This window comes from Alkaliphilus hydrothermalis (assembly GCF_016908555.1).
GTDB lineage: Bacteria > Bacillota > Clostridia > Peptostreptococcales > Natronincolaceae > Alkaliphilus > Alkaliphilus hydrothermalis.
In genome coordinates this window covers 125086-144741 of record NZ_JAFBEE010000002.1, presented here as the reverse complement: position 1 = coordinate 144741, position 19656 = coordinate 125086, and the positions used below count along the sequence as shown (strand labels likewise).

Annotated in this window: 18 protein-coding genes; all 18 read right to left on the bottom strand. The window is 36.3% G+C overall.

Annotated elements, in window-relative coordinates; translation table 11 throughout:
* Positions 1-14: 14 nt before the first annotated feature.
* Positions 15-1328: a hypothetical protein gene (locus JOC73_RS02470; protein WP_204400268.1), complete on the bottom strand. Its 1314-nt coding sequence runs from the start codon at positions 1326-1328 to the stop codon at positions 15-17.
* Complete coding sequence (locus tag JOC73_RS02465) at positions 1325-1876, bottom strand: PilN domain-containing protein (RefSeq protein ID WP_204400267.1); 552 nt, start codon at positions 1874-1876, stop codon at positions 1325-1327. Before JOC73_RS02465 ends, JOC73_RS02470 begins: the two co-directional genes overlap by 4 nt.
* Positions 1877-1891: 15 nt before the next feature.
* On the bottom strand, positions 1892-2932 hold the full coding sequence (gene pilM, locus JOC73_RS02460; protein ID WP_204400266.1) for a type IV pilus assembly protein PilM: 1041 nt from the start codon (positions 2930-2932) through the stop codon (positions 1892-1894).
* A 103-nt stretch (positions 2933-3035) separates the two neighbouring features.
* The gene (locus tag JOC73_RS02455) at positions 3036-3803 is read right to left on the bottom strand and encodes a prepilin peptidase (RefSeq protein WP_204400265.1); all 768 of its coding nucleotides are present in this window, start codon (positions 3801-3803) and stop codon (positions 3036-3038) included.
* 19 nt (positions 3804-3822) lie between these two features.
* Positions 3823-4332, bottom strand: a complete 510-nt coding sequence (locus JOC73_RS02450) for a PilW family protein (protein ID WP_204400264.1) — start codon at positions 4330-4332, stop codon at positions 3823-3825.
* A 2-nt stretch (positions 4333-4334) separates the two neighbouring features.
* Complete coding sequence (locus JOC73_RS02445; protein WP_204400263.1) at positions 4335-4799, bottom strand: type IV pilus modification PilV family protein; 465 nt, start codon at positions 4797-4799, stop codon at positions 4335-4337.
* Positions 4800-4802: 3 nt separating this feature from the next.
* Complete coding sequence (locus JOC73_RS02440) at positions 4803-6131, bottom strand: hypothetical protein (protein WP_204400262.1); 1329 nt, start codon at positions 6129-6131, stop codon at positions 4803-4805.
* A 237-nt stretch (positions 6132-6368) separates the two neighbouring features.
* A complete protein-coding gene (locus JOC73_RS15245; protein ID WP_279381020.1) occupies positions 6369-6692 on the bottom strand; it encodes a competence type IV pilus major pilin ComGC in 324 nt (107 codons plus the stop codon).
* Positions 6693-6774: 82 nt separating this feature from the next.
* A complete protein-coding gene (locus tag JOC73_RS02430; protein ID WP_204400261.1) occupies positions 6775-7980 on the bottom strand; it encodes a type II secretion system F family protein in 1206 nt (401 codons plus the stop codon).
* A gap of 46 nt (positions 7981-8026) precedes the next feature.
* Positions 8027-9076, bottom strand: a complete 1050-nt coding sequence (locus JOC73_RS02425) for a type IV pilus twitching motility protein PilT (protein WP_204400260.1) — start codon at positions 9074-9076, stop codon at positions 8027-8029.
* 10 nt (positions 9077-9086) lie between these two features.
* Positions 9087-10766 (bottom strand): GspE/PulE family protein, encoded by a 1680-nt coding sequence (locus tag JOC73_RS02420; RefSeq protein WP_204400259.1) that lies wholly within the window; start codon positions 10764-10766, stop codon positions 9087-9089.
* Positions 10767-11137: 371 nt separating this feature from the next.
* The gene (locus JOC73_RS02415; protein WP_204400258.1) at positions 11138-11641 is read right to left on the bottom strand and encodes a YqeG family HAD IIIA-type phosphatase; all 504 of its coding nucleotides are present in this window, start codon (positions 11639-11641) and stop codon (positions 11138-11140) included.
* 102 nt (positions 11642-11743) lie between these two features.
* Entirely contained in the window at positions 11744-12169 is a 426-nt protein-coding gene (locus tag JOC73_RS02410) for a hypothetical protein (protein ID WP_204400257.1), read from the bottom strand.
* Positions 12170-12508: 339 nt separating this feature from the next.
* Entirely contained in the window at positions 12509-13051 is a 543-nt protein-coding gene (locus tag JOC73_RS02405; protein WP_204400256.1) for a GNAT family N-acetyltransferase, read from the bottom strand.
* A gap of 79 nt (positions 13052-13130) precedes the next feature.
* The gene (locus JOC73_RS02400) at positions 13131-13568 is read right to left on the bottom strand and encodes a GNAT family N-acetyltransferase (RefSeq protein WP_204400255.1); all 438 of its coding nucleotides are present in this window, start codon (positions 13566-13568) and stop codon (positions 13131-13133) included.
* 251 nt (positions 13569-13819) lie between these two features.
* Complete coding sequence (locus JOC73_RS02395) at positions 13820-15745, bottom strand: S8 family serine peptidase (RefSeq protein ID WP_204400254.1); 1926 nt, start codon at positions 15743-15745, stop codon at positions 13820-13822.
* A 528-nt stretch (positions 15746-16273) separates the two neighbouring features.
* Complete coding sequence (locus JOC73_RS02390; RefSeq protein WP_204400253.1) at positions 16274-17593, bottom strand: tetratricopeptide repeat protein; 1320 nt, start codon at positions 17591-17593, stop codon at positions 16274-16276.
* Positions 17594-18038: 445 nt separating this feature from the next.
* Positions 18039-19595 (bottom strand): ABC-F family ATP-binding cassette domain-containing protein, encoded by a 1557-nt coding sequence (locus tag JOC73_RS02385; RefSeq protein ID WP_204400252.1) that lies wholly within the window; start codon positions 19593-19595, stop codon positions 18039-18041.
* Positions 19596-19656: the final 61 nt, after the last annotated feature.

Below are 19656 nucleotides of genomic sequence, written 5' to 3'. Positions count from 1 at the left end.
CATCCGAAATCCCGTTATATTCCATTATTAGGTACTTCATATATTCCTTCATTTTCTTTCCCATTAGACGTTTTGCCTTCCCTTAACAGTACAGCACCCGTTTGATATGCTGCCTCTAATTTATCCAATAGAAGGATTCCATTTGTGACCGGGTCAAAATCTCTAGCCTCTATTGTTATTCTTTGAAGACGGGCAGGATAAGAAATTTCCTTCGGTAGTGTAGCTTTTAGCTTCTCCCACCCCCTCCAGTCTATTTGTTGAGCCAAACTTACTGTATACTCTTGCCCCTTGGAATCCTTTAGAATAAGAGATACACCATGATTAGCTTCCCCGTAGGAATAGATTGAAAGCTGTAACAATTCTGGGGCGTATTCAATCATCATTGGTTCCCCCTCAAATACCACATTGGCCACCGATCTTTGCCTAGGTCTTATAAAATCATAGTCCACCAGCAGTGAATATTTACCTGATTGAGCGTTACCATCCAACACCAAATCCCCAACCATGTCCCTTGGCTCCCCTACAAAAAATGTATCCATGACTTCAAAGTCATTTAGTCCTAGGACAATGTTTGACTCCTTGGGTCCTTGTTTACCCCCTCCAGTTATGTTATCTTCTCCATACTCCCCTAAAGCCTCTTGAGTAGGTAAGTAGCCCTCCATCTCCTCCACAATCTCTTCTACACCAGTTACCCCTCTAAAAAATCCTTGGTAAGGACTAAAGGGATTATTTTTGGTCACCGATTTGATATCCTCTGCTATAAAAGGTTCTTCACCTTTAGCTCCATTATCTTTAAGTTTATAAAAATCCAACAACATTCTTCCTTTAATACTGCCATCAAGGTTATTCTGGATGTTTAACTGGCTAATAAGTACCCGGTTTTCATGATTTCTTATTTTTCTTAACAGTTCTTGGAGTTCTCCATATTCCCCTTCAAAAGGGACAGTTAAAGCGATTGTCTCCAGTTCCTCCTCAGCTAAAATCTCTACTCGATACTCAGAAAAAGTCAGGGCTGGCACACCGAGCCCCGAAGCTTCAATCCATTGATCCATTAATAAAATAATGTTACCTTGGTCAATAGAATCAAAATAAAGTTTCTGTAAGGCTTCAACTTCTTCCACTATTTCTACAATTTCAGTTTCCACGAAATCCTTTGACTCCATGGAAAACTCCACAGCTTCAATTGATTTATTGTAGGCTTCCTTTACTTCCTTTAGCTCCTTTAACTTTTGCCATTGGGGGTCTAGGATTAAGTGAAAATATCCAAGCAAAATAAGTGTTCCACAAAGGACCTGTAGTAATTTTCGATCTCTCTTAGTTAGCTTCATTCTTCATCCCCACCTTTAATAGAAAAACTTACAGTAAAGGTATAGCTACCTAAATCTCCTATTATACTGGATATAAAAACATCCTTAAAAGCTTCATTTCTTCTGAGATTACGATCCAATAGGGCAATGGATTTTTGATCCTTGGAAACCCCTTGAATCAATATCTGTCCAGCACTAATCTTCACCGACTCTAAAAATACATCCTCTGGAATATGGTCATTAATGGTAAAAATCAGCAGGTCATTAATCACATCTTTCCCCCTAAAGATTTCCTCCACCCCGACTAGTTTTTCTTTTCGTTCTACTAGCGCCTTTCGCTGATTGGTCAACTTCTCCATCAATTGCTTTCCCTCTTGTATACTAGAGGATTGGACAAGTCCACCAACAGTAGCCACCTCACTATTTGCCTTATAAATCTGTATCCCATTATATAGTGGATATAGAGCTAATAGGGTCATAGCTCCGACTACCACCAGATATTTCCCAGTTTTACCACTAAAATTGGTGTTTTTATTTAAATAAGGTTCAAAAAAGTTAAAATCCCTCATGTTATTACCACCTACTTACTTTCTTATAATAGCTCCAATAGCATTCAAATAGTATTTCAAGTCTATCTCTTCATTACCTTTAGAAACATTTAGCTTAATATTGCTTAAATAGGATAATACATTTGTAGGAATATTAAAGTATCCCTTCATACCTTCTGGTATTTTCTTTAAATTGGCATGCCCACCCATTAAGTAAATCTGATCTATTCGATTGCCTAATTCTCTACTGGTATGATATTTAAATATTCTCTGAATTTCCTCTCCCCACCCTTGAATACAGGAGTTAACAAGATTATCAAAACGCGCCTCCTCTAAAATGTCCCGCTTGGGGGTTTTTTTCAGTTCTTCCGCTTGCTCTTTCGGAATTTCAAATACCTTTGAAATCATGATATCTATCTCTTTCCCACCTATTGGTAGCAGTCTACTAAACTCTAAGGTACCATCTTTAATAATGTTAATATTTATCCCTTCGTACCCTAGGTCTACTACTGCTAAAGTATGTTCTCTATAATCTAATCCATCTAACTTTAAACCCTTCATAAAAAGCTTCGAAATACTATTAGAATGGATATCCAATGCTAATGGTTTTAGGTTAAGTTCTTTGCTTAACTCCCAATAACTTTGCACAATTGACTTCGGTATAGCAGCCACCAAAAGACGAGTTTTTCTGTCATCTTCATTAAAAGTCTTTAGCTTCTTATACTGAATCACATAATCCTCCAGTGAAGTAGGAAAAAATTGTTGTATTTCATATTCCAGCATACTAGCCAATTGTTCTTCCGCAACGGAGGGCAAATCCACCTCACGGGTGATCACATTTGTACTCTGAAGGGAGAATACCACCTTTTTAGCTTTTATCCTATGCTGTTCCAATGCTTTGTCGATGTCATATGTTATTTTATGTATATCTATAATCTGCCCATCTTGGTAGGCACCTTCTGGCGTTGGCGTCATAAAGGCATGGGAGATTATGATTTCACTATTGTGATACTTACCAACTACCACCTTTATTTGGTGGCTTCCAATATCTATTGAAAGAACCTCTCGATCGAACAAGCCATAACCCCCTTCTATTTCACTACAAAGAAATTATTTAAATTAATTCTCAACTAAATCATTTATGACAGCTTCTGTTCTTTAATTTTTGATTAAATGGACCTTAACTTAGAAATCCTTTTAGAGCAAAATCTATATACAGATTAATTATATCATCTCCATAGAGTACTGTCAGTAATGTAGCAATCCCGATAAAGGGTCCAAAGGGAATATAGTCCTTTCTCCCCTTAATTTTTAGTGATATTAAGATTAAAGAACCCAATGCCCCCAGTACAAAAGACAACAGCATTACCAGGAGAACTAATTTCCAACCCAACCATAAACCTAGCATGGCCATGAGTTTAATATCTCCTCCCCCCATTCCACCAGCAGTGATGATGGCTATAAATAAGAAAAAGCCTCCCGCTATTATTAGCCCAACAACCCCTGAAAGCAAAAGACTGGGTTCAGTGGTATAACTTTTTATGTTGAGTATTAATAGAATCCCAAAGCCTGTAATGATGAATTCATTGGGAATAATCTGACTATAATAATCTACGATTCCAATTACCAATAGTAAACTACCCAATAAGCAATATATTAATGAATCTATGGAGAAACCGTACTTATGAAAAATGAGAAGATATAGCAAACCATTTGCTACCTCCACTAAAGGATATTGAGTAGAAATTTGATTAAAACAGTAGCGACATTTCCCCCCTGTTGATATATAACTTAGCACTGGAACAAGGTCATATAATTTTAGTCTTGTATTGCAATTAGGGCAGTGGGAAGGTGGAAATATGATAGATTCCCCTCTTGGCACCCGCCATATACATACATTTAAAAAAGATCCGATTATCATTCCATATAAAAATATCATTAAAGTCATAGACACTATGCTCCATTTCCTATTGAGTAAAAATCAATCTATAATTCCTTAAGCTATATACATTATCCAATACAATCTGCCCTCCTATTTCTTCAAGGATTAGGTTGTTTAAAAGAATTTGGTTCTTTAAACTAAAACCATTCTTCCCCGTTATTTCATAGATTAGCATAACGCTTCCATTGATCCCCTCTAGGGTAATACTAATATCTTCAATAACTGCCTCAGTAGAAAAGTTAGTATTTACTTTAATCAAATGATCATCTACCAACCGATATGCTTCACTATCTACTTCTAGAGGTTGACTATTTTCCACCAGCCCTACACTGGTGGCATTTTTTAAGTCCCGCCTAAGGACAGTTGATGCAAGCCTAACATTTTGCTGTATATTAGCTTGATTTCCCCCTGCTACAAAGCTCTTTAGACCAAAAAACTGAAGAGAATACGCTAAAGTAGCCAAAACTCCTACAAAGGCCACCACAATCAAAACCTCCACCAAAGTGAATCCTCTCCGATTTATAACATACCTCATCCTTAAATCCCTCCCCTCAAAAAGGTATCCAGCGTTACCCAACGCCCACCATCTTGATAGAAAACAACGATCGTCACCTTAAATCCTGTATTTTCCTCAATATGATTTAGAAGGAGGGTTTTGGGGTTGATCATGAATCTAGTTATATTTTCAGAGGTTGTGTGGTAAAGTGCAGCTTCATCCTCCACATAAATTGTCGTTGCATCCACTAGGGCATCCTTCAGGGTTGCAACATTTCTCGCTTCAACCGGTATTGTATAAAGAATTTCAATCCTGCGTGATGCCTCTGCCAAGGCTTTACTTCTATTTCCCAAAGAGAAAATATTGCTGTAGCTATTGCTAAATATGGTAATGATGGAGACCGTAATAATTCCTAAAATAGCAAGGGAGATGATGACCTCCATTAGGGTTAAGCCCTCTGTATTTCTAATCCTTTCTGTCCTTTTAACATGCATATATTCCTTCATTTTCTAATTCCCCCAGACGGGTGATCCAAAGGAGTCTCCACTACCCCCATTGGTATTTCCCCAAATTGATTCTGGAAATAAAACTTCTGTATCATTGCCTATAATTCTACCGTTTCCAGCACCTTCTAGAGACTTTGCTACAACCACACCTTCAACGCGACTGCCTCCAATGACTTCTACATGGGCATTTGGAGCATAAAGCAAGGGCATTTTTACATCAGTACCACCCTGAATATCAACAGTACTTCCTCCTACGACGGCGTTACCCAACATTGAGGAACCACCAGTGATTTTTATATTAGCAGTTTTACAAAACAAATCCCCTACAAAAACATCACTGCCATTCAATTCTAGAAGGGTATTCCCTCCATAAAAAAGCGTTAGTTGTTGAGGATCACCCAATAGGTTATTACTATTCCCCATGTTATTAATGGTTCCATTTAGATTAAAAGAGTTCTCTAGATAGAGAATTAATCTTCCACTGCCCTGAAGCAGGATATGCCCCTGTTGTATATCCAGTTGCTTTACCCGAAGTATTCTGGTTCCTTCCCCAACATCAATTTTCAGAGTTCCATTACTAACAATCTGTAACTTGTTATACTCACCATCCCCATTGATGGTATATTGCTGATGGGGATATTGCCCCACCACTAAATTTCCATTACTTACAGGTGGAACATTCAATGGCGAAGGAAGCTCCTCAGGATATGGAGGATAGGTTGGCATAGGGAAATTTAGGTTGGTTCCAACTGTTATTCCACCTGTGATCGTAGCAGCCCCTGTAGTATGTACACTTCCTCCTAAGGTTGCATTTCCAATAATCTTAGCACTACCCTTAAGGCTAATGTCATTGGTAATAATCACCCCTTGGTTTGGAGGTATGTTGGGTCTTTCTCCACCGCTACCCCCACCTTCGTCACCAATAATTTTAGGTATTCTTACAGATAGCATTTCATCTAAGTCTCCCATACGCCCCGTCGATTTAATTAATAATCCTGTCTCATCAGCTAAAATCTCTACAGAAATTTCACTGGTATTTAACTGTCCTACTTCTAATCCAGTCTCCAAACTACCATTAAAGTAGACAGGGAAACTTTCCTCTGGAAACCCTTCCTCAAGACTACCATTTAAAAAATTATCATTGAGGACTTCAAAGGCAAACTCTATCCCTGACATGGCATAGTGATAAGCCTGAATTTTATAATGATATCGAGCTGTTAGTTTTCCTTCAGAGGTGGTAAGAAACAGAAATGAAGTGGCTAGTATCATCAACACTGCCATGACTACAATTACCAAAATGAGTCCACCACCCTTTTCTTCCCTTATATTCATATCCAACACCTCTTTCGATTAAAACTCTTAGAAAACGACATAATAATTGCTACTTAGAGTATTCGATATATTTTCTTTGTATCCTTCTTTTATTGAGAGAAATCCTGCAATTTCAATAATTTGGAAAACAAAAGGGCCAGTAGAATTCTCCACTGACCCTAATACCTATTAATGGAGTCAAAAGGAACCGTCCCCTTTGACTCCTCCTCCTTTGACTCTCTTTCGACTTTATACGACTTAGCTAGCTGGAGGTGTAACCTTGCCAGTATTTTGATCAATAACATAATTTGTATATTGATTAATAATATCAGCTTCTAAGTATTGAGTTAAGGCAGCTACATTTGCAGGATATGATCCATTAGCAGCATGATATATTGCCACCGCACTTTCAATAACTTTTACATTAGTTGCCTCAGCTTGGGTTTGAGCCGTATCTCTAAATCCCCCTAGTCTCGGCACGGCAATCGCCGCCAAAATACCTAAAATTGCAATAACCACAATAAGCTCAATTAAAGTGAATCCTTTTCTGTTGTTTAATCTTTTTCTAAAGATCTTCATCATTTTAAATTTCCTCCCTTTTTATATATATGTTATTTTGGTGGTTCACCAAATTTAAAACTTAATTACATTCCATATTTATCTATTACACTGTTTTCAGCATATCAAACATAGGTAGTATCATAGAAACCACAATAAATCCAATCACTAGCGCCATCACAACAATCATCAGGGGTTCCAACAATGTCGTCATCTTTTGTAGGGCTGTTTCAGTCTCATCATCATAGAAATCTGCAGTCTTGTCCAATATTTCGTCTAGAGCTCCCGACTCTTCCCCAACCTGAATCATAGAAATCAACATTGGTGGAAAAACCCCCATTCGTTTAACTGGATGGGCTAAACTGGCACCTTTTGAAATATCGTCTATGGCAACTTTAATACCTTCCTCCACCACTTTATTCCCCACTACCCTTGAAGCACTCTCCAACGCTTGAATCAATGGGATTCCACTATAAAGCAGTGTAGATAGGGTTCTAGTAAATCTGGATGTCACCACCTTTTGGACAGTTTTCCTAACGACAGGGATTTTAAGCTTCCAGCCATCTACCTTTTTTCTTATCATTTCCTGCTCCATCAATTTATGAAACCCGTATCCTAATAGTAGAAAAGATATTAAATAAAAATACCAGTAATGGGTCATTGTATGGCTAATTGTCAATAAAACCCTTGTAGGTAAGGGTAATACTGTATCGCTACCTTCAAACATACTGATAAAAGTCGGCATTACAAATGTAAGTAGAAAAATAATGACTAAAATTGATACAACCGTTAGGATAGCTGGATACACCATAGCTCCCCGTATTTTATTACCGATTTTAGTTTCCTTTTCATAGTGCTTTGCCATTCGCTCAAAAATTCCGTCTAGGTTTCCACTCATTTCCCCAGCCTCAATCATATTAATTAATAGCTCTGGCACAACCCTCCGATGGCTACGGAGGGCATCTGAAAATGTAATCCCCCTTTGGATATTTCCAAATACATCATCTAGTACTCTCTTAAGGGTTTTGTTTTCCGTCTGTTGCTTCAAAACGTCTAGACTATTGACAATAGGAACTCCCGCATGTAGCATTGTGTAAAACTGCCTACAGAAAATCGCTAAGTCCCTACTGCTAATCCTTTTCAAGAAAGAATATCTTAATAAATTTCCATCATTTCTGTTGATATTAATCTCCAGAGGATAATACTCGTTTTGTCTTAGCATGGAGATGACTTCACCTTTATTATTTGCTTGAAATGTTCCTTGTATTTTTTCTCCTTGCTTTGTTATTGCCTTGTATTGATAAATGGGCATGGCATCACCCCTTTTTAGAGTCTCTTGTCTATTTAAATCTATTAAACTAAATATATCGAGAAATCATATCTTGGTTAAACGAATTGGATAAAGCATCCTCTTTAGTAATTAAACCCTTCTGCTGTAACTCTGCTAAGGCTACCTCCATAGTTTGCATTCCATATTTCGCACCAGTTTGAATAGAAGTTTGGATTTGATGGGTCTTACCCTCCCTGATTAAGCTTCTAATGGCATTGGTAGCCACCATTACCTCCAAAGCTGCTACCCGCCCCGATTGGTCTGCTTTAGGTACTAATTGCTGTGAGATAACACCCTCTAAGACACTAGCCAATTGTACCCGGATCTGTTGTTGTTGATGGGGTGGGAAAACATCTATAATACGGTCTATGGTCTTTGGTGCACCTAATGTATGAAGGGTAGACAAAACCAAATGCCCTGTCTCAGCTGCTGTGATGGCAATACTTATTGTCTCGATATCCCTCATTTCCCCCACTAAAATCACATCAGGGTCCTGACGTAAAGCTGCCCTTAAGGCATTGGCAAAGTTTTTAGAATCATGTCCGATTTCCCTTTGATTAACAATAGACCGATTATGGCTATGCATGTATTCTATTGGGTCCTCAAGGGTTAAAATATGACAATTTCGATCTCGATTGATAAAGTCAATCATGGAAGCTAAAGTAGTGGATTTCCCACTACCAGTTGGTCCTGTAACTAGTACAAGTCCCCTTTTCTTTACTGCTAAATCTTTAATTACTGGAGATAACCCCAAACTCTCTATTGTTGGTACGGTTGGAGGTACAACCCTTAAGGCCATACTAAAAGCGCCCCTCTGTTTGTAGGCGTTTACTCTAAATCGTCCCAGCCCAGGGCAAGAGTAGGTTAAATCAATCTCCCCCTGTTTTTCCAACTGTAAAAATTCCTCCTCCGAAAGAAGCTCCTTTACCATTTTGGTGGCGTTTTCTATAGAAACAATGTCATTACCTATCCTATTCAGTTCCCCATTGACCCTAATGATAGGGGGAACTGCAACAGTTATATGTAAATCTGATGCTTTTGAATCTATCGTTTCCTTCAACAGTGTAGTTATGTCCATCCTATTCCTCCTAGTCTAATCCATAGGCAACTCGAATTAGTTCGTCAGTAGTGGTTACCCCTTCTAAAACTAAATCCTTGCAATTTTCCCTCAAGGATGTCATCCCCTGCAGAAAGGCTGTTTTCCGAATATTATCTAAACTAGCCCTTTCATCAATTAATCTTCTAATAGCTTCATTAACAGGCAAGATTTCCTGTACAGCCTGTCGCCCCCTATACCCTGTATAATTGCACTCATTGCACCCTTTACCCTTCTGCAACAAAATCTCTTCAGTTAATCCCAACAATGCCATTTCTGAAGGGTTTGACATGTAAGTGTATTTACATGATCCACAGATTTTTTTAATAAGCCTTTGGGCAATAATTCCCACCACAGAAGAAGAAACAAGATAAGGCTCGATTCCCATATCCACCAATCTCGTCACAGTAGAGGTAGTATCATTTGTGTGCATTGTACTCAATACTAAATGTCCTGTAATAGATGCCCTTACAGCTATTTGAGCTGTCTCAGCATCCCGTATTTCCCCAATCATAATTACATCAGGGTCTTGTCTTAAAATAGACCGCAATCCACTGGCAAAGTCAAGTCCTGCTTTATTGTTTACCTGTACTTGATTGATACCCGATAGACGATATTCCACAGGATCCTCTACCGTTACAATATTTCTGTTAATTTGATTTAACTCCTTCAATGCTGCGTATAAAGTTGTGGTTTTCCCACTACCAGTAGGCCCAGTGACTAATATAATACCATAGGGTTTTTTTATAATCCGTTCAAAGCTTTTCATGTTGGATTCTGTAAACCCCAGTTGAGTCTTTGAAAGTACAAAGCTACTTCTATCCAATATTCTAATCACTACCTTTTCTCCAAACACAGTAGGTAGTACTGAAATCCGCATATCCACTTCTCGATCCTCCACCATCATTTCAATCCTACCATCTTGAGGTAGTCTTTTTTCAGCTATATCCATTTTCCCAAGAATCTTGATCCTAGAAACAATAGCCAAATGGGCAGATTTTGCCACAGTCATAATCTCTTGCAAATCCCCATCTATTCTATAACGAATCCTCAAGTTATTTTCAGATGGTTCAATGTGGATGTCACTGGCCTTTAACTTTACTGCTTGTTTGATAAAAGAATTCACCAGTCTTACCATCGGAGCATTACTGACTTCGTTTAAAGAGTTGTTTTCTAGTTCCTCAACTCCATCTATTTCATATTCCTTTCTAAAGTCCCTGATGGCTTCCTCTGCACTTTCTCTACCATAGTAACGGGCAATAGCATCCTCTACATTCTTCTTAGTAGTAATGGCAGGAACAATCTCCAAACCTGTAGCTATTTTGACATCGTCAATTGCAAAAATATTCAAAGGGTCCGCCATGGCGACCATCAGCTTATCTCCATCTTTTTTCACTGGAATTAATTTGTGTCTCTTGGCTAAACGTTCACTAATCAACCTCGGAACATCCGACTGAATAAGATATTTCTTTAAATCTAAATGGGGTATGCCCAATTGGAACTCCAGAACTTCGATGATCTGAGTCTCCTGTACGTACCCTTCGTCTATCAATGCTTCACCAATTTTTTTGCCAGTGGCCTTTTGTAACTGTAATACCTTTTGCAATTGCTCTTGGGTAATTAGACCCGCATCAATCAGCAAATCCCCTAGTCTTTTATTTTTAGCTGCCATATGCATCCCTCTTTTATAACATTCAGTTAAACTGTCTAAGAAACCTTCCACCGTAATATTAATGCTAGATAAAAAATAAAAAACTAACACTATATTAGGTATATATTGTTAGCCGGTTACGCCACTACATCAGTACAGCATAAGGCGTCCACATATATCTGCACATCATTTGTATCTTTTTTTATTATTAATTTTCATGCAACGCTCTTTCTAATAAATACCCACCTCTATGTATATTTAATTCTACAATTTTATTCATAATCCTTCTTTTTATCCATAAGATTTAATTAAACATATATTTCATTCAACAATATTAAACAAAATAAAAACCGAGGCAACTAATTTCACCACGGTTTTACAAGCAAAATATATTAATCCCCTTTTCTTTGGGGGACTACCATCTTTAAAATATGTTTTTCTATTTTTCTTACAAACTCTGTCCACCAAAACTCTTTACTTACAATGGGTATAACTAAAACTGTATAAATTCCCATTCGATTTCCACCTAAAACATCAGTAAAAAGCTGATCTCCAATAATCGCTGTGTTATTAACACTTGTATTCATCATAGACATTGCCCTTTTAAAAGCCCCAAGACGAGGTTTTACTGCCCGATGAATCGCTTGAAGTTTTAATTCTTCATTAAATTTAACTACACGATCCTCAGTATTATTTGATACCAAGCACACTTTAAATCCTTCTTTTTCAAGTTTAAGAAGCCATTGCTTTGTTTCTTCACTGGCAAATTTCTTATCCCATGCTACTAAGGTATTGTCAATATCAATAATAAGCCCCTTGATATTTCTTTGTTTTAATTGATTTAGATTTAAATGAAATACAGATTCCACGTATAAATCTGGCGTTAATAGTTTCACTTTTTCACCCCATTATCCTTTTATATATATTAGTTTTATTATTACCAATTTTAATAAATTAATTAATCAAGAATATATGTACTGGGAAAACCCAGTTGTGCCCTAATCCCAATAGGTTTTAAACCTCATTTTTCCTCCATCAAGCCTTTTATCTTGTGGTTTTGTCAAAGAATCCTTTGCATCTTGAAAACTCCTCATCATTTCCTCCTCGCATCCTGGACAATACTTATGATGGGCCGATAAAAGTAAGCCATCACATCTCAAGCATTGAAGATTTAAGTTTAAGTTAGTAATCTCAACCAATCGTCCATCCCTGACAAAATTATTCACCACATGAACCGGGATCCCTAATCTTTGTTCTATCTCAAATGCGGTAGAACCTGGATATTCTCTCAAATATTCTCTAATTTTATCAAATATCTCCTCTACAATTTTAAAGCAGGTGGAGCAATAATCCTGCAATGAATTTTCATGGATTGGTGTTTTACATTTTCTACAGGTTTTTACTTTTATCCTATTGCTCTTCATAGCCCCACATCCTTTAAGAATTTTAAATAGGACACTAAATTGCATCTAATATTATATAAATATTATAACATATTTACCAGTATCGGTTTATTTTATTTCCTCAGCAATAGATTTCCTAGGAAATAAGCATTTTTCAACATTTCTCCTTGTATAGCGGGCTTTTTCTATAATTTTTTCAGCTTCAGTCCCTAGGAGTATAGTCCTGATTTCTACAGTCCTTTTGATTGATAATAAGTTTTTATGGAACAAAATAATAAGGCACCGCCACGTATAAATAATACGCAAGGATACCTGATTGTTGCAGTGACGCAGAAAATCATGACCCTTCAACAGACTAGACTAGATTTGCAAGCCCATCAATATAGCATCATAGAACTTCCCATCCACATAAAACTCTCTTGTTTTTCTACCTTCAACTACAAAACCTAACCATTGGTAAAGATTTATACCTCTAATATGGTCTTCCCTTACTCTTAAATTAATTTTTCTTATAATAGACGTTTCTTTACTCCATTGAATCAAACATTCTACTAAATTTTTCCCAATTCCCATTCCCCAATATTCTTTTAAGACACTCACACCAAACTCCCCTGTATGCTCTACCCGTGGTCTAGCTCCTCCAGAAAAACTTAAATTTCCAACTATTTCACCTTCCACTTCTGCCACAATAAAGAGAGCATTCCTTTGCTTTGAGATTTTATCTATCATCTCCTCTTCCATTTCTACTGTCATATGAAATTCACCTATTCCAAATGTTAAAAAATCCGATTCTCCAGCTATTGTGTTGATATATGTAATAATTTTTCCAGCATCAGATTTATTTGCTTCCCTAATGGTTAAAATTTTCCCATTCTTTAAATTGATCTTTTGCTTTTCCATCATTTACAATCCTCCCCTGATACTCACTTTGTTTATATCATTTTTCTACTTTGGCATTACATCTTTTTATTTGTGTATATACTTATATTCCTTTTTCCATCATACACATAAAACCTAATTCTTTAAATCCCTGTTTTTTATAAAAGACATCAGTTTCATCCTTGGAGGTAAACAAGATAATTGTATTCACTCCTAGGAGCTTTAACTCAGTTTCTAATGTCATCATAAGACTAGCTCCGATTCCCTTCCCCTGTGAATCAGCTACTACAAACATCTCCATTAAATTGTAATGCATCCCCAAATACCATTGTTGACAATTACCAAAAATAGCTCCTTTTATTTCTCCACTTTCTAGATATTTCATTCCTACAAAATGGGGAGTATTATAGATATTCTCCAGTCTTTTATAAGCTGTTGCTACCGTCCATCTATCGTTCCATGGTTCAGCATTAAAAAGCTCTACATACAACTCGGCATATTTCATTAAATCCTCTTTGTCCATTTTATATATTCCCGTCATTATTATCCCCCTTGAATTTCTTATTTTACTTAGTTCTCTAATTATAGTTGTGCTTAATATTACTTTACATCGTATTAAAAATTAATTATTCAGCTATTTCTAAAAACCTTAAATTTAGTATACTCAATAGTTATTTATTCCATAATAAACCACATCTTCAAAATATTCAAATAAATATTTTTTTATCTTAATTACTTATGCCATAAGAAAACTCCCCTGTAATTATACCAGGAGAGTTTTCAAATGTTTTTTTACTCGTTGATTACCGCTAAAGAGAACTTTTGTGGTCCTTGAGGTACGTTATATGCGTTTATCTCAATTTGGTAAGTACCACTTTGAGGGCTATTGATAAACACATTCTCAACGTTGTTTTTGTAATCCCAGTTGTTGTTGTATGGAGAAGAGAAGTCATTACCAACATATTGAGTTCCATCTGGTGCAGTGATGATTAAGTCGATATCGTTAACTAATGCATTAGTAGCTGTTGTACTACCTGGATAGTCAGTCCATACTAAAGTGAACTTAAGTGGTTTCCCAGCAGTTGCATTGAAAGTATAGTTAGCACTTTGACCTGTTGCTAATCCAGTACCTTCATTTACATAAGCTACTCTTGTGGCCTTGTCAATGTTTACTCTACCCCATCCTTGGTGAGGGCTTGGGTAGCCCATTCCCATATCAGTTGCACTTGCGATTAACGCAGCTTTGATTAAAGATGGCTTAGGAGTAATTCCCCTAACACTGATAAAGTTTTCCCTTAATAAGGCTACCGCACCTGCAGTTACAGGAGTTGCCATAGAAGTCCCCCCCATATATGCGTAGTAGCTATTATAATTTGCCCAAAAGGAGCTATCTCCAGCCAGCTCAGATCTTGTAGATAAAATATAGGTCCCTGGAGCGACTACATCTGGCTTTACTCTACCATCTTTTGTATACCCTCTAGAGGAGAAGGAAGCCATTTGATTAATATTGTCAGCAAGAGAACCAAAGGATGGTCTGTAATTCTCAGAAGCTCCAACTGAGATTGCATTTTTAGCAGTTGCAGGACTTCCTACTGTTTTAGTGCTTGGACCAGCATTACCATTTGCAATAAGTATCGTCATATCATTGTTCCAAACATACTCGTCAACTTGTCTAGAGCTAGTTGTATAAGCACCAGCTACGTCAGATCCCCAAGAATTCGTGTGGATTCTAGCCCCTTGATTCCAAGCTTGTGCAAATAAGTCATTTAGGTTAGACGGTAATCCACCTAATCCGCCAGCACTATCAAGTACAGATTGAAATACTAAAGTAGCCCCTGGAGCTATCCCCTTATGGGCACCACTAGATCTTGCGCCAGATCCTAAAACAGAACCAGCAACGTGGGTGCCATGACCATGGGGGTCATCTGCTGTGGATCTTCCTAAAGCATAGATTGCCTTAATTCTACCTTGGAAGTCTAAGTGCATTGAACTGTCATTCTTACCTCTTGAAAGACCAGTATCACAAACAGCCACGATTTGTCCTGTACCATTTAGTCCAGTGCTGTTTCTTAAAACATCCGACTTGATGATCTTATCAGCTTCTTGGTTGAATACTTGGAACTCTTCTTCAGCTGTAATTGATACAACTTCGTGAGATAAAGCTAAGTCCAATATCGAATCCATCTTCTTTTTAACTGATTGATGTCTATTTTCAGCTTTACCATTAGCAGTAAAGTACTCAATATTTGCTTTAGCTAATGCAGACATACCCTTTTCAAATAACTTAGGATCAATCTTGTAGATTGCTAAGAAGGGTTTAATTCCTTTAATAAAGTCTAATTGAAGAACCTCCTCTGCAACAGAAGCATCAGCTTGGACGATGAAGCTGTATTGAGGAATATAATCTCCGATTACAACCTTCATTGCAGTTAATTCCTTCTTTTGATCTTCCGTGATTGGTCCATTAAACTCAAGAATATAAGTTTTTCCATCATGAACTTCAAACTTTTTTCTTATTCCTTTTGGAATATTATTCATTTCATCTTCATATACTAAACTGGCTCCTGAAGAACTTACCGATTTTAGACTATTAGCAGCTCCTAACCCCACGAATTCCAATTCAGCGCCTTCAACTGCTTGGTTAGCAAAAGAAAAACTACCTACCAAAAGTACTACGACTAATAGTACGCTCAAAAGACTAAACGATTTCTTAATCATACAATGACCTCCTTAATTTTTTTAAATAAGAAACTGTAGTGCCCTCTTATTAGGTAGCTGCTTTATTACAATCCCTCGACAAATTTCACAGCTTGTTCTAAAAATTCAGGTTTCATAATATGGTTATTTGTGTTAAAATGTAAAAAAGCTTGTCCCCCTAATAAAAGTATTGCTCTGGTCGGCAATCTAAACATGGTGGACCAAGCTTTTTTTTATGGCCCCTCCTAACAACTTTTCACCCCCTCTACACAAAGATATGAGTTCACACTTGCTCAGCAGGGCGTGTTGTGTCTATTAAAATTTTGGCATACTATTACCCTACAATACCAATTTATAGTATTCTGAATTTTTTGACAAGTTCCAAATATTTTATTTACAGTTAATTATTACTAATTTTTACATCCTATCTCCTAATATCTCACCATCGCTCCGATTCACTCATTTATTTTTATAAGTGTGATTTTATTATTTTTTTTACGTAAAAAACACCATCAGGAAAACCTTTTCCCTCTGGTGCTTATGTAAGTCTTATGCCCTTTGATTGTTTCTAATTTTTTGAAAATACACTTTACTTGCATTGATATTGCCCATATCACAGTAAAGTTCTCCTAACAAACTATAAACCACATTTAATTTACTTCTACAGTTATTTTTCTCAAGATAATATTCGGACTTCAATAAATATTCTTCAGCCTGTAAAAACGACTGCCTAGCTTTGTATATCTCCGAGGAAAGTATGTATGCATCTGTTAATAAAATTTCGCTAAGATTTTTCTCTTTGGAAATCAACATTATTTCATCTAGCAAGTGGATTGCACCATCAAAGTCATTAATTTTATAGTAGGAATGGGCTATGTTTAATAAGAATATACCAACCCGTTGTTCTTCTATTTGCTCTTTATAAGAGACAGCCTTTTTCAGTGCTCCCCGAGCATTACTTGGTTCCCCAATCTTATTATAGAGCATGGAAGCATTTTCAAAAATCCTTATTAAAGTATCAATATCAATTTTGCTTTCCCTATGTAGTAATCTCTCATAAATTTTTTTAGCCTTTTCATAATTCTTTAAATAGAAGAATGTTTCAGCTTCAATTAATGTTACCTCATCGTGTAGTGAATCATTTGCATACTTTAGGTTCTTAAATTTTTCGATTTCTTGTAGTGTTAAATCAAATTTTGCAGTTTTCCCATAACAGACAATTTTATTAAACAATGATTTAGCTTTAATCTCATTGCTATTGGGTAATTTAGTACTATCGGCTAATAAATAGGCTTTATCGCCATAGAAGGCCGCCTGTTCAAATAAAGACATTTTAATATAGCATTTAGATATCCTGATATAAAGTATAGCAATATACTCCACTTTTCTAGCAGCTATATAATACTCTAATGAATTAAAGTAGTCTGCCAGCGTTAAGTTGTACTCTCCTTTGTCAAAATAGTACTTACCACGGATAATGAATATTTCTGCTTCCTTCTCCTGTAGCTCCCACTGGTTTGCTAATTCTATCATCCTTTCAAAACTTTCGAATACATGCTGTTGATCTGCTTCTTTTTTATTCTTTAAAATCGGCTTTAGGCTATCCATGTTTTCATCTACAATATTACTAGCCTGTTGTTCTTCAGATTCCAGCAAGTATTCAGGAGTAATTTCTTGTCCTAAATTTTTATAGAAGCCGTTTAATTTTATAGCGATGATTGTTGCAGTTTTACGATTTAATCTTCTCTTACCATTTTCAATCATGCTAATCAAACTTCTAGTAATTCTTTCATCTGTAAGTTGATCCTGTCTAAGACCTAGTTTCTTTCTTAAAATCTTAATTTTTTTTCCCGGACTTAAAATCTCCATCAAAATCCCTCCTCTCATTTTTTTAAAAGTGGTGTTCGTTGTAGTATATAAAACTTATTTTAAAGAAAAAATAATAATCAGACCCCTATTATTTATTAAATAGATATACAAAATATTATCACCTAGAAAATTAGTAATTATTCTTTATTTGAATTTGTTTCATACAATGTCCCCTATTTATTTATATTAACAAATATATTCTCGCTTGTCTAAAGATTTTACAAATAAAATTTATTAAATTTCGTTAAATGTAAACTGTATATTTATTCAATCCTCTAATTTCAATAATCTATCTCAATAGATAAATCTAATTTGAAATTTTTGATAAATTTGAGGGGGCTAAATTTTGTCACACCAATAACATTTAATTTTTTTATAATACGCTAAATTTATGTGAAAAAAATAGGACCTACACTTTAGCAGATCCTATTTTTGCATATCATAATTATACTATTTTAGTGGTCCAATCCTCTACATTCCATACATCAGTTACCCAGTCTTCATAAAAATCTGGCTCATGGGAAACTAATAAAACCGTTCCTTTAAACTCTTTTAATGCTCGTTTTAGTTCTTCTTTTGCGTCAACATCAAGGTGGTTTGTGGGCTCATCCAGTATCAACCAATTAATTTCTCTTAACATAAGTTTACACAGTCTAACTTTTGCATTCTCACCACCACTCAAGACCATCATTTGACTGGTTATGTGTTCATTTGTTAAGCCACACTTTGCCAACGCTTGCCTTACTTCAAAATTTGTAAGACCAGGATATTCTTCCCAGATTTCTTCAATAGCTGTGTTATTATTGTCACGACCGCTTTCCTGCTCAAAATAACCTGGGAACAAATAGTCTCCCATTTCTACTCTACCTGCTACAGGCTTTAATATTCCTAATAGGGTTCTTAACAACGTTGATTTACCCAGACCATTAACCCCTCGAATTGCTACCTTTTTACCTCTTTCTAGGGTAACATTTAGAGGTTTGGTAAGTGGTTCATCATACCCAATGACTAAATCCGTAGCCTGGAAAATTAATTTACCAGGTGTTCTAGCCTCCATGAATTGGAATGTAGGCTTAACTTTTTCCCTCGGTCTTTCTAGTCGTTCCATTTTATCAAGTTGTTTTTGTCTACTCTTAGCTCTACCAGTAGTAGATATACGGGCCTTATTACGGGCTATAAAATCTTCTAATCTCTCAACTTCCTGTTGCTGCCTTTCATAGGCCTGTTGCTGTTGTTGTTTTTTGATTTCATAAAGTTTCATAAATGAATCGTAATCGCCAGTGTATCGGGTAAGGGTTGCATTTACCACATGATAGATTACATTCACCACATCATTCATAAAAGGTACGTCGTGGGAAACTAAGATAAAGGCATTTTCATAGTCCTTCAGATATCTTTTTAACCACTCAATGTGCTCAACATCTAAATAGTTTGTGGGCTCATCTAGGATTAAAATAGTAGGATTCTGTAATAACAATTTAGTTAATAACACCTTTGTTCTTTGTCCACCACTTAAGTCCGCCACGTCTTTATCTAATCCTATTTCTCTTAGTCCAAGTCCGTTAGCTATTTCTTCTATTTTAGCATCAATCATATAAAAACTATTGCTTTCTAATATACTTTGGATTTCTCCTACATCCTCCATCATTTTGACTAACTCTTCTTCAGATGCCTCCGCCATATCTTCATAAATTTTAAGCATTTCTGCTTCTAGGTCAAACATTCCTTGAAAAGCCTCCCTCAAGGCTTCTCTGATGGTTTTTCCCTTTGTTAAAACCGTATGCTGATCTAAATATCCTACAGTTACACGGTTAGACCATTCAACATTACCTGCATCGGGCATTAACTTCCCAGTGATAATATCTAAAAAGGTTGATTTACCCTCACCGTTAGCACCAACTAACCCTACATGCTCCCCCTTTAATAATCGGAAGGATACATCTTGAAATATCTTTCTGGCCCCAAAACCATGACTCATTTCAGTAACAGTTAAAACGCTCATATCTTTCCCCTTTTCTATCTTTAGTATCGTTTTCTACCTTACCATTGTACTAGATATGCTG

Bases quoted from the DNA above. Each gene is read 5' to 3' on its own strand.
- JOC73_RS02470 (WP_204400268.1), bottom strand. From the start codon at position 1,328: ATGAAGCTAACTAAGAGAGATCGAAAATTACTACAGGTCCTTTGTGGA.
- JOC73_RS02465 (WP_204400267.1), bottom strand. From the start codon at position 1,876: ATGAGGGATTTTAACTTTTTTGAACCTTATTTAAATAAAAACACCAAT.
- JOC73_RS02455 (WP_204400265.1), bottom strand. From the start codon at position 3,803: ATGACTTTAATGATATTTTTATATGGAATGATAATCGGATCTTTTTTA.
- JOC73_RS02450 (WP_204400264.1), bottom strand. From the start codon at position 4,332: ATGAGGTATGTTATAAATCGGAGAGGATTCACTTTGGTGGAGGTTTTG.
- JOC73_RS02445 (WP_204400263.1), bottom strand. From the start codon at position 4,799: ATGAAGGAATATATGCATGTTAAAAGGACAGAAAGGATTAGAAATACA.
- JOC73_RS02440 (WP_204400262.1), bottom strand. From the start codon at position 6,131: ATGAATATAAGGGAAGAAAAGGGTGGTGGACTCATTTTGGTAATTGTA.
- JOC73_RS15245 (WP_279381020.1), bottom strand. From the start codon at position 6,692: ATGATGAAGATCTTTAGAAAAAGATTAAACAACAGAAAAGGATTCACT.
- JOC73_RS02430 (WP_204400261.1), bottom strand. From the start codon at position 7,980: ATGCCCATTTATCAATACAAGGCAATAACAAAGCAAGGAGAAAAAATA.
- JOC73_RS02425 (WP_204400260.1), bottom strand. From the start codon at position 9,076: ATGGACATAACTACACTGTTGAAGGAAACGATAGATTCAAAAGCATCA.
- JOC73_RS02420 (WP_204400259.1), bottom strand. From the start codon at position 10,766: ATGGCAGCTAAAAATAAAAGACTAGGGGATTTGCTGATTGATGCGGGT.
- JOC73_RS02410 (WP_204400257.1), bottom strand. From the start codon at position 12,169: ATGAAGAGCAATAGGATAAAAGTAAAAACCTGTAGAAAATGTAAAACA.
- JOC73_RS02405 (WP_204400256.1), bottom strand. From the start codon at position 13,051: ATGATGGAAAAGCAAAAGATCAATTTAAAGAATGGGAAAATTTTAACC.
- JOC73_RS02400 (WP_204400255.1), bottom strand. From the start codon at position 13,568: ATGACGGGAATATATAAAATGGACAAAGAGGATTTAATGAAATATGCC.
- JOC73_RS02395 (WP_204400254.1), bottom strand. From the start codon at position 15,745: ATGATTAAGAAATCGTTTAGTCTTTTGAGCGTACTATTAGTCGTAGTA.
- JOC73_RS02390 (WP_204400253.1), bottom strand. From the start codon at position 17,593: ATGGAGATTTTAAGTCCGGGAAAAAAAATTAAGATTTTAAGAAAGAAA.
- JOC73_RS02385 (WP_204400252.1), bottom strand. From the start codon at position 19,595: ATGAGCGTTTTAACTGTTACTGAAATGAGTCATGGTTTTGGGGCCAGA.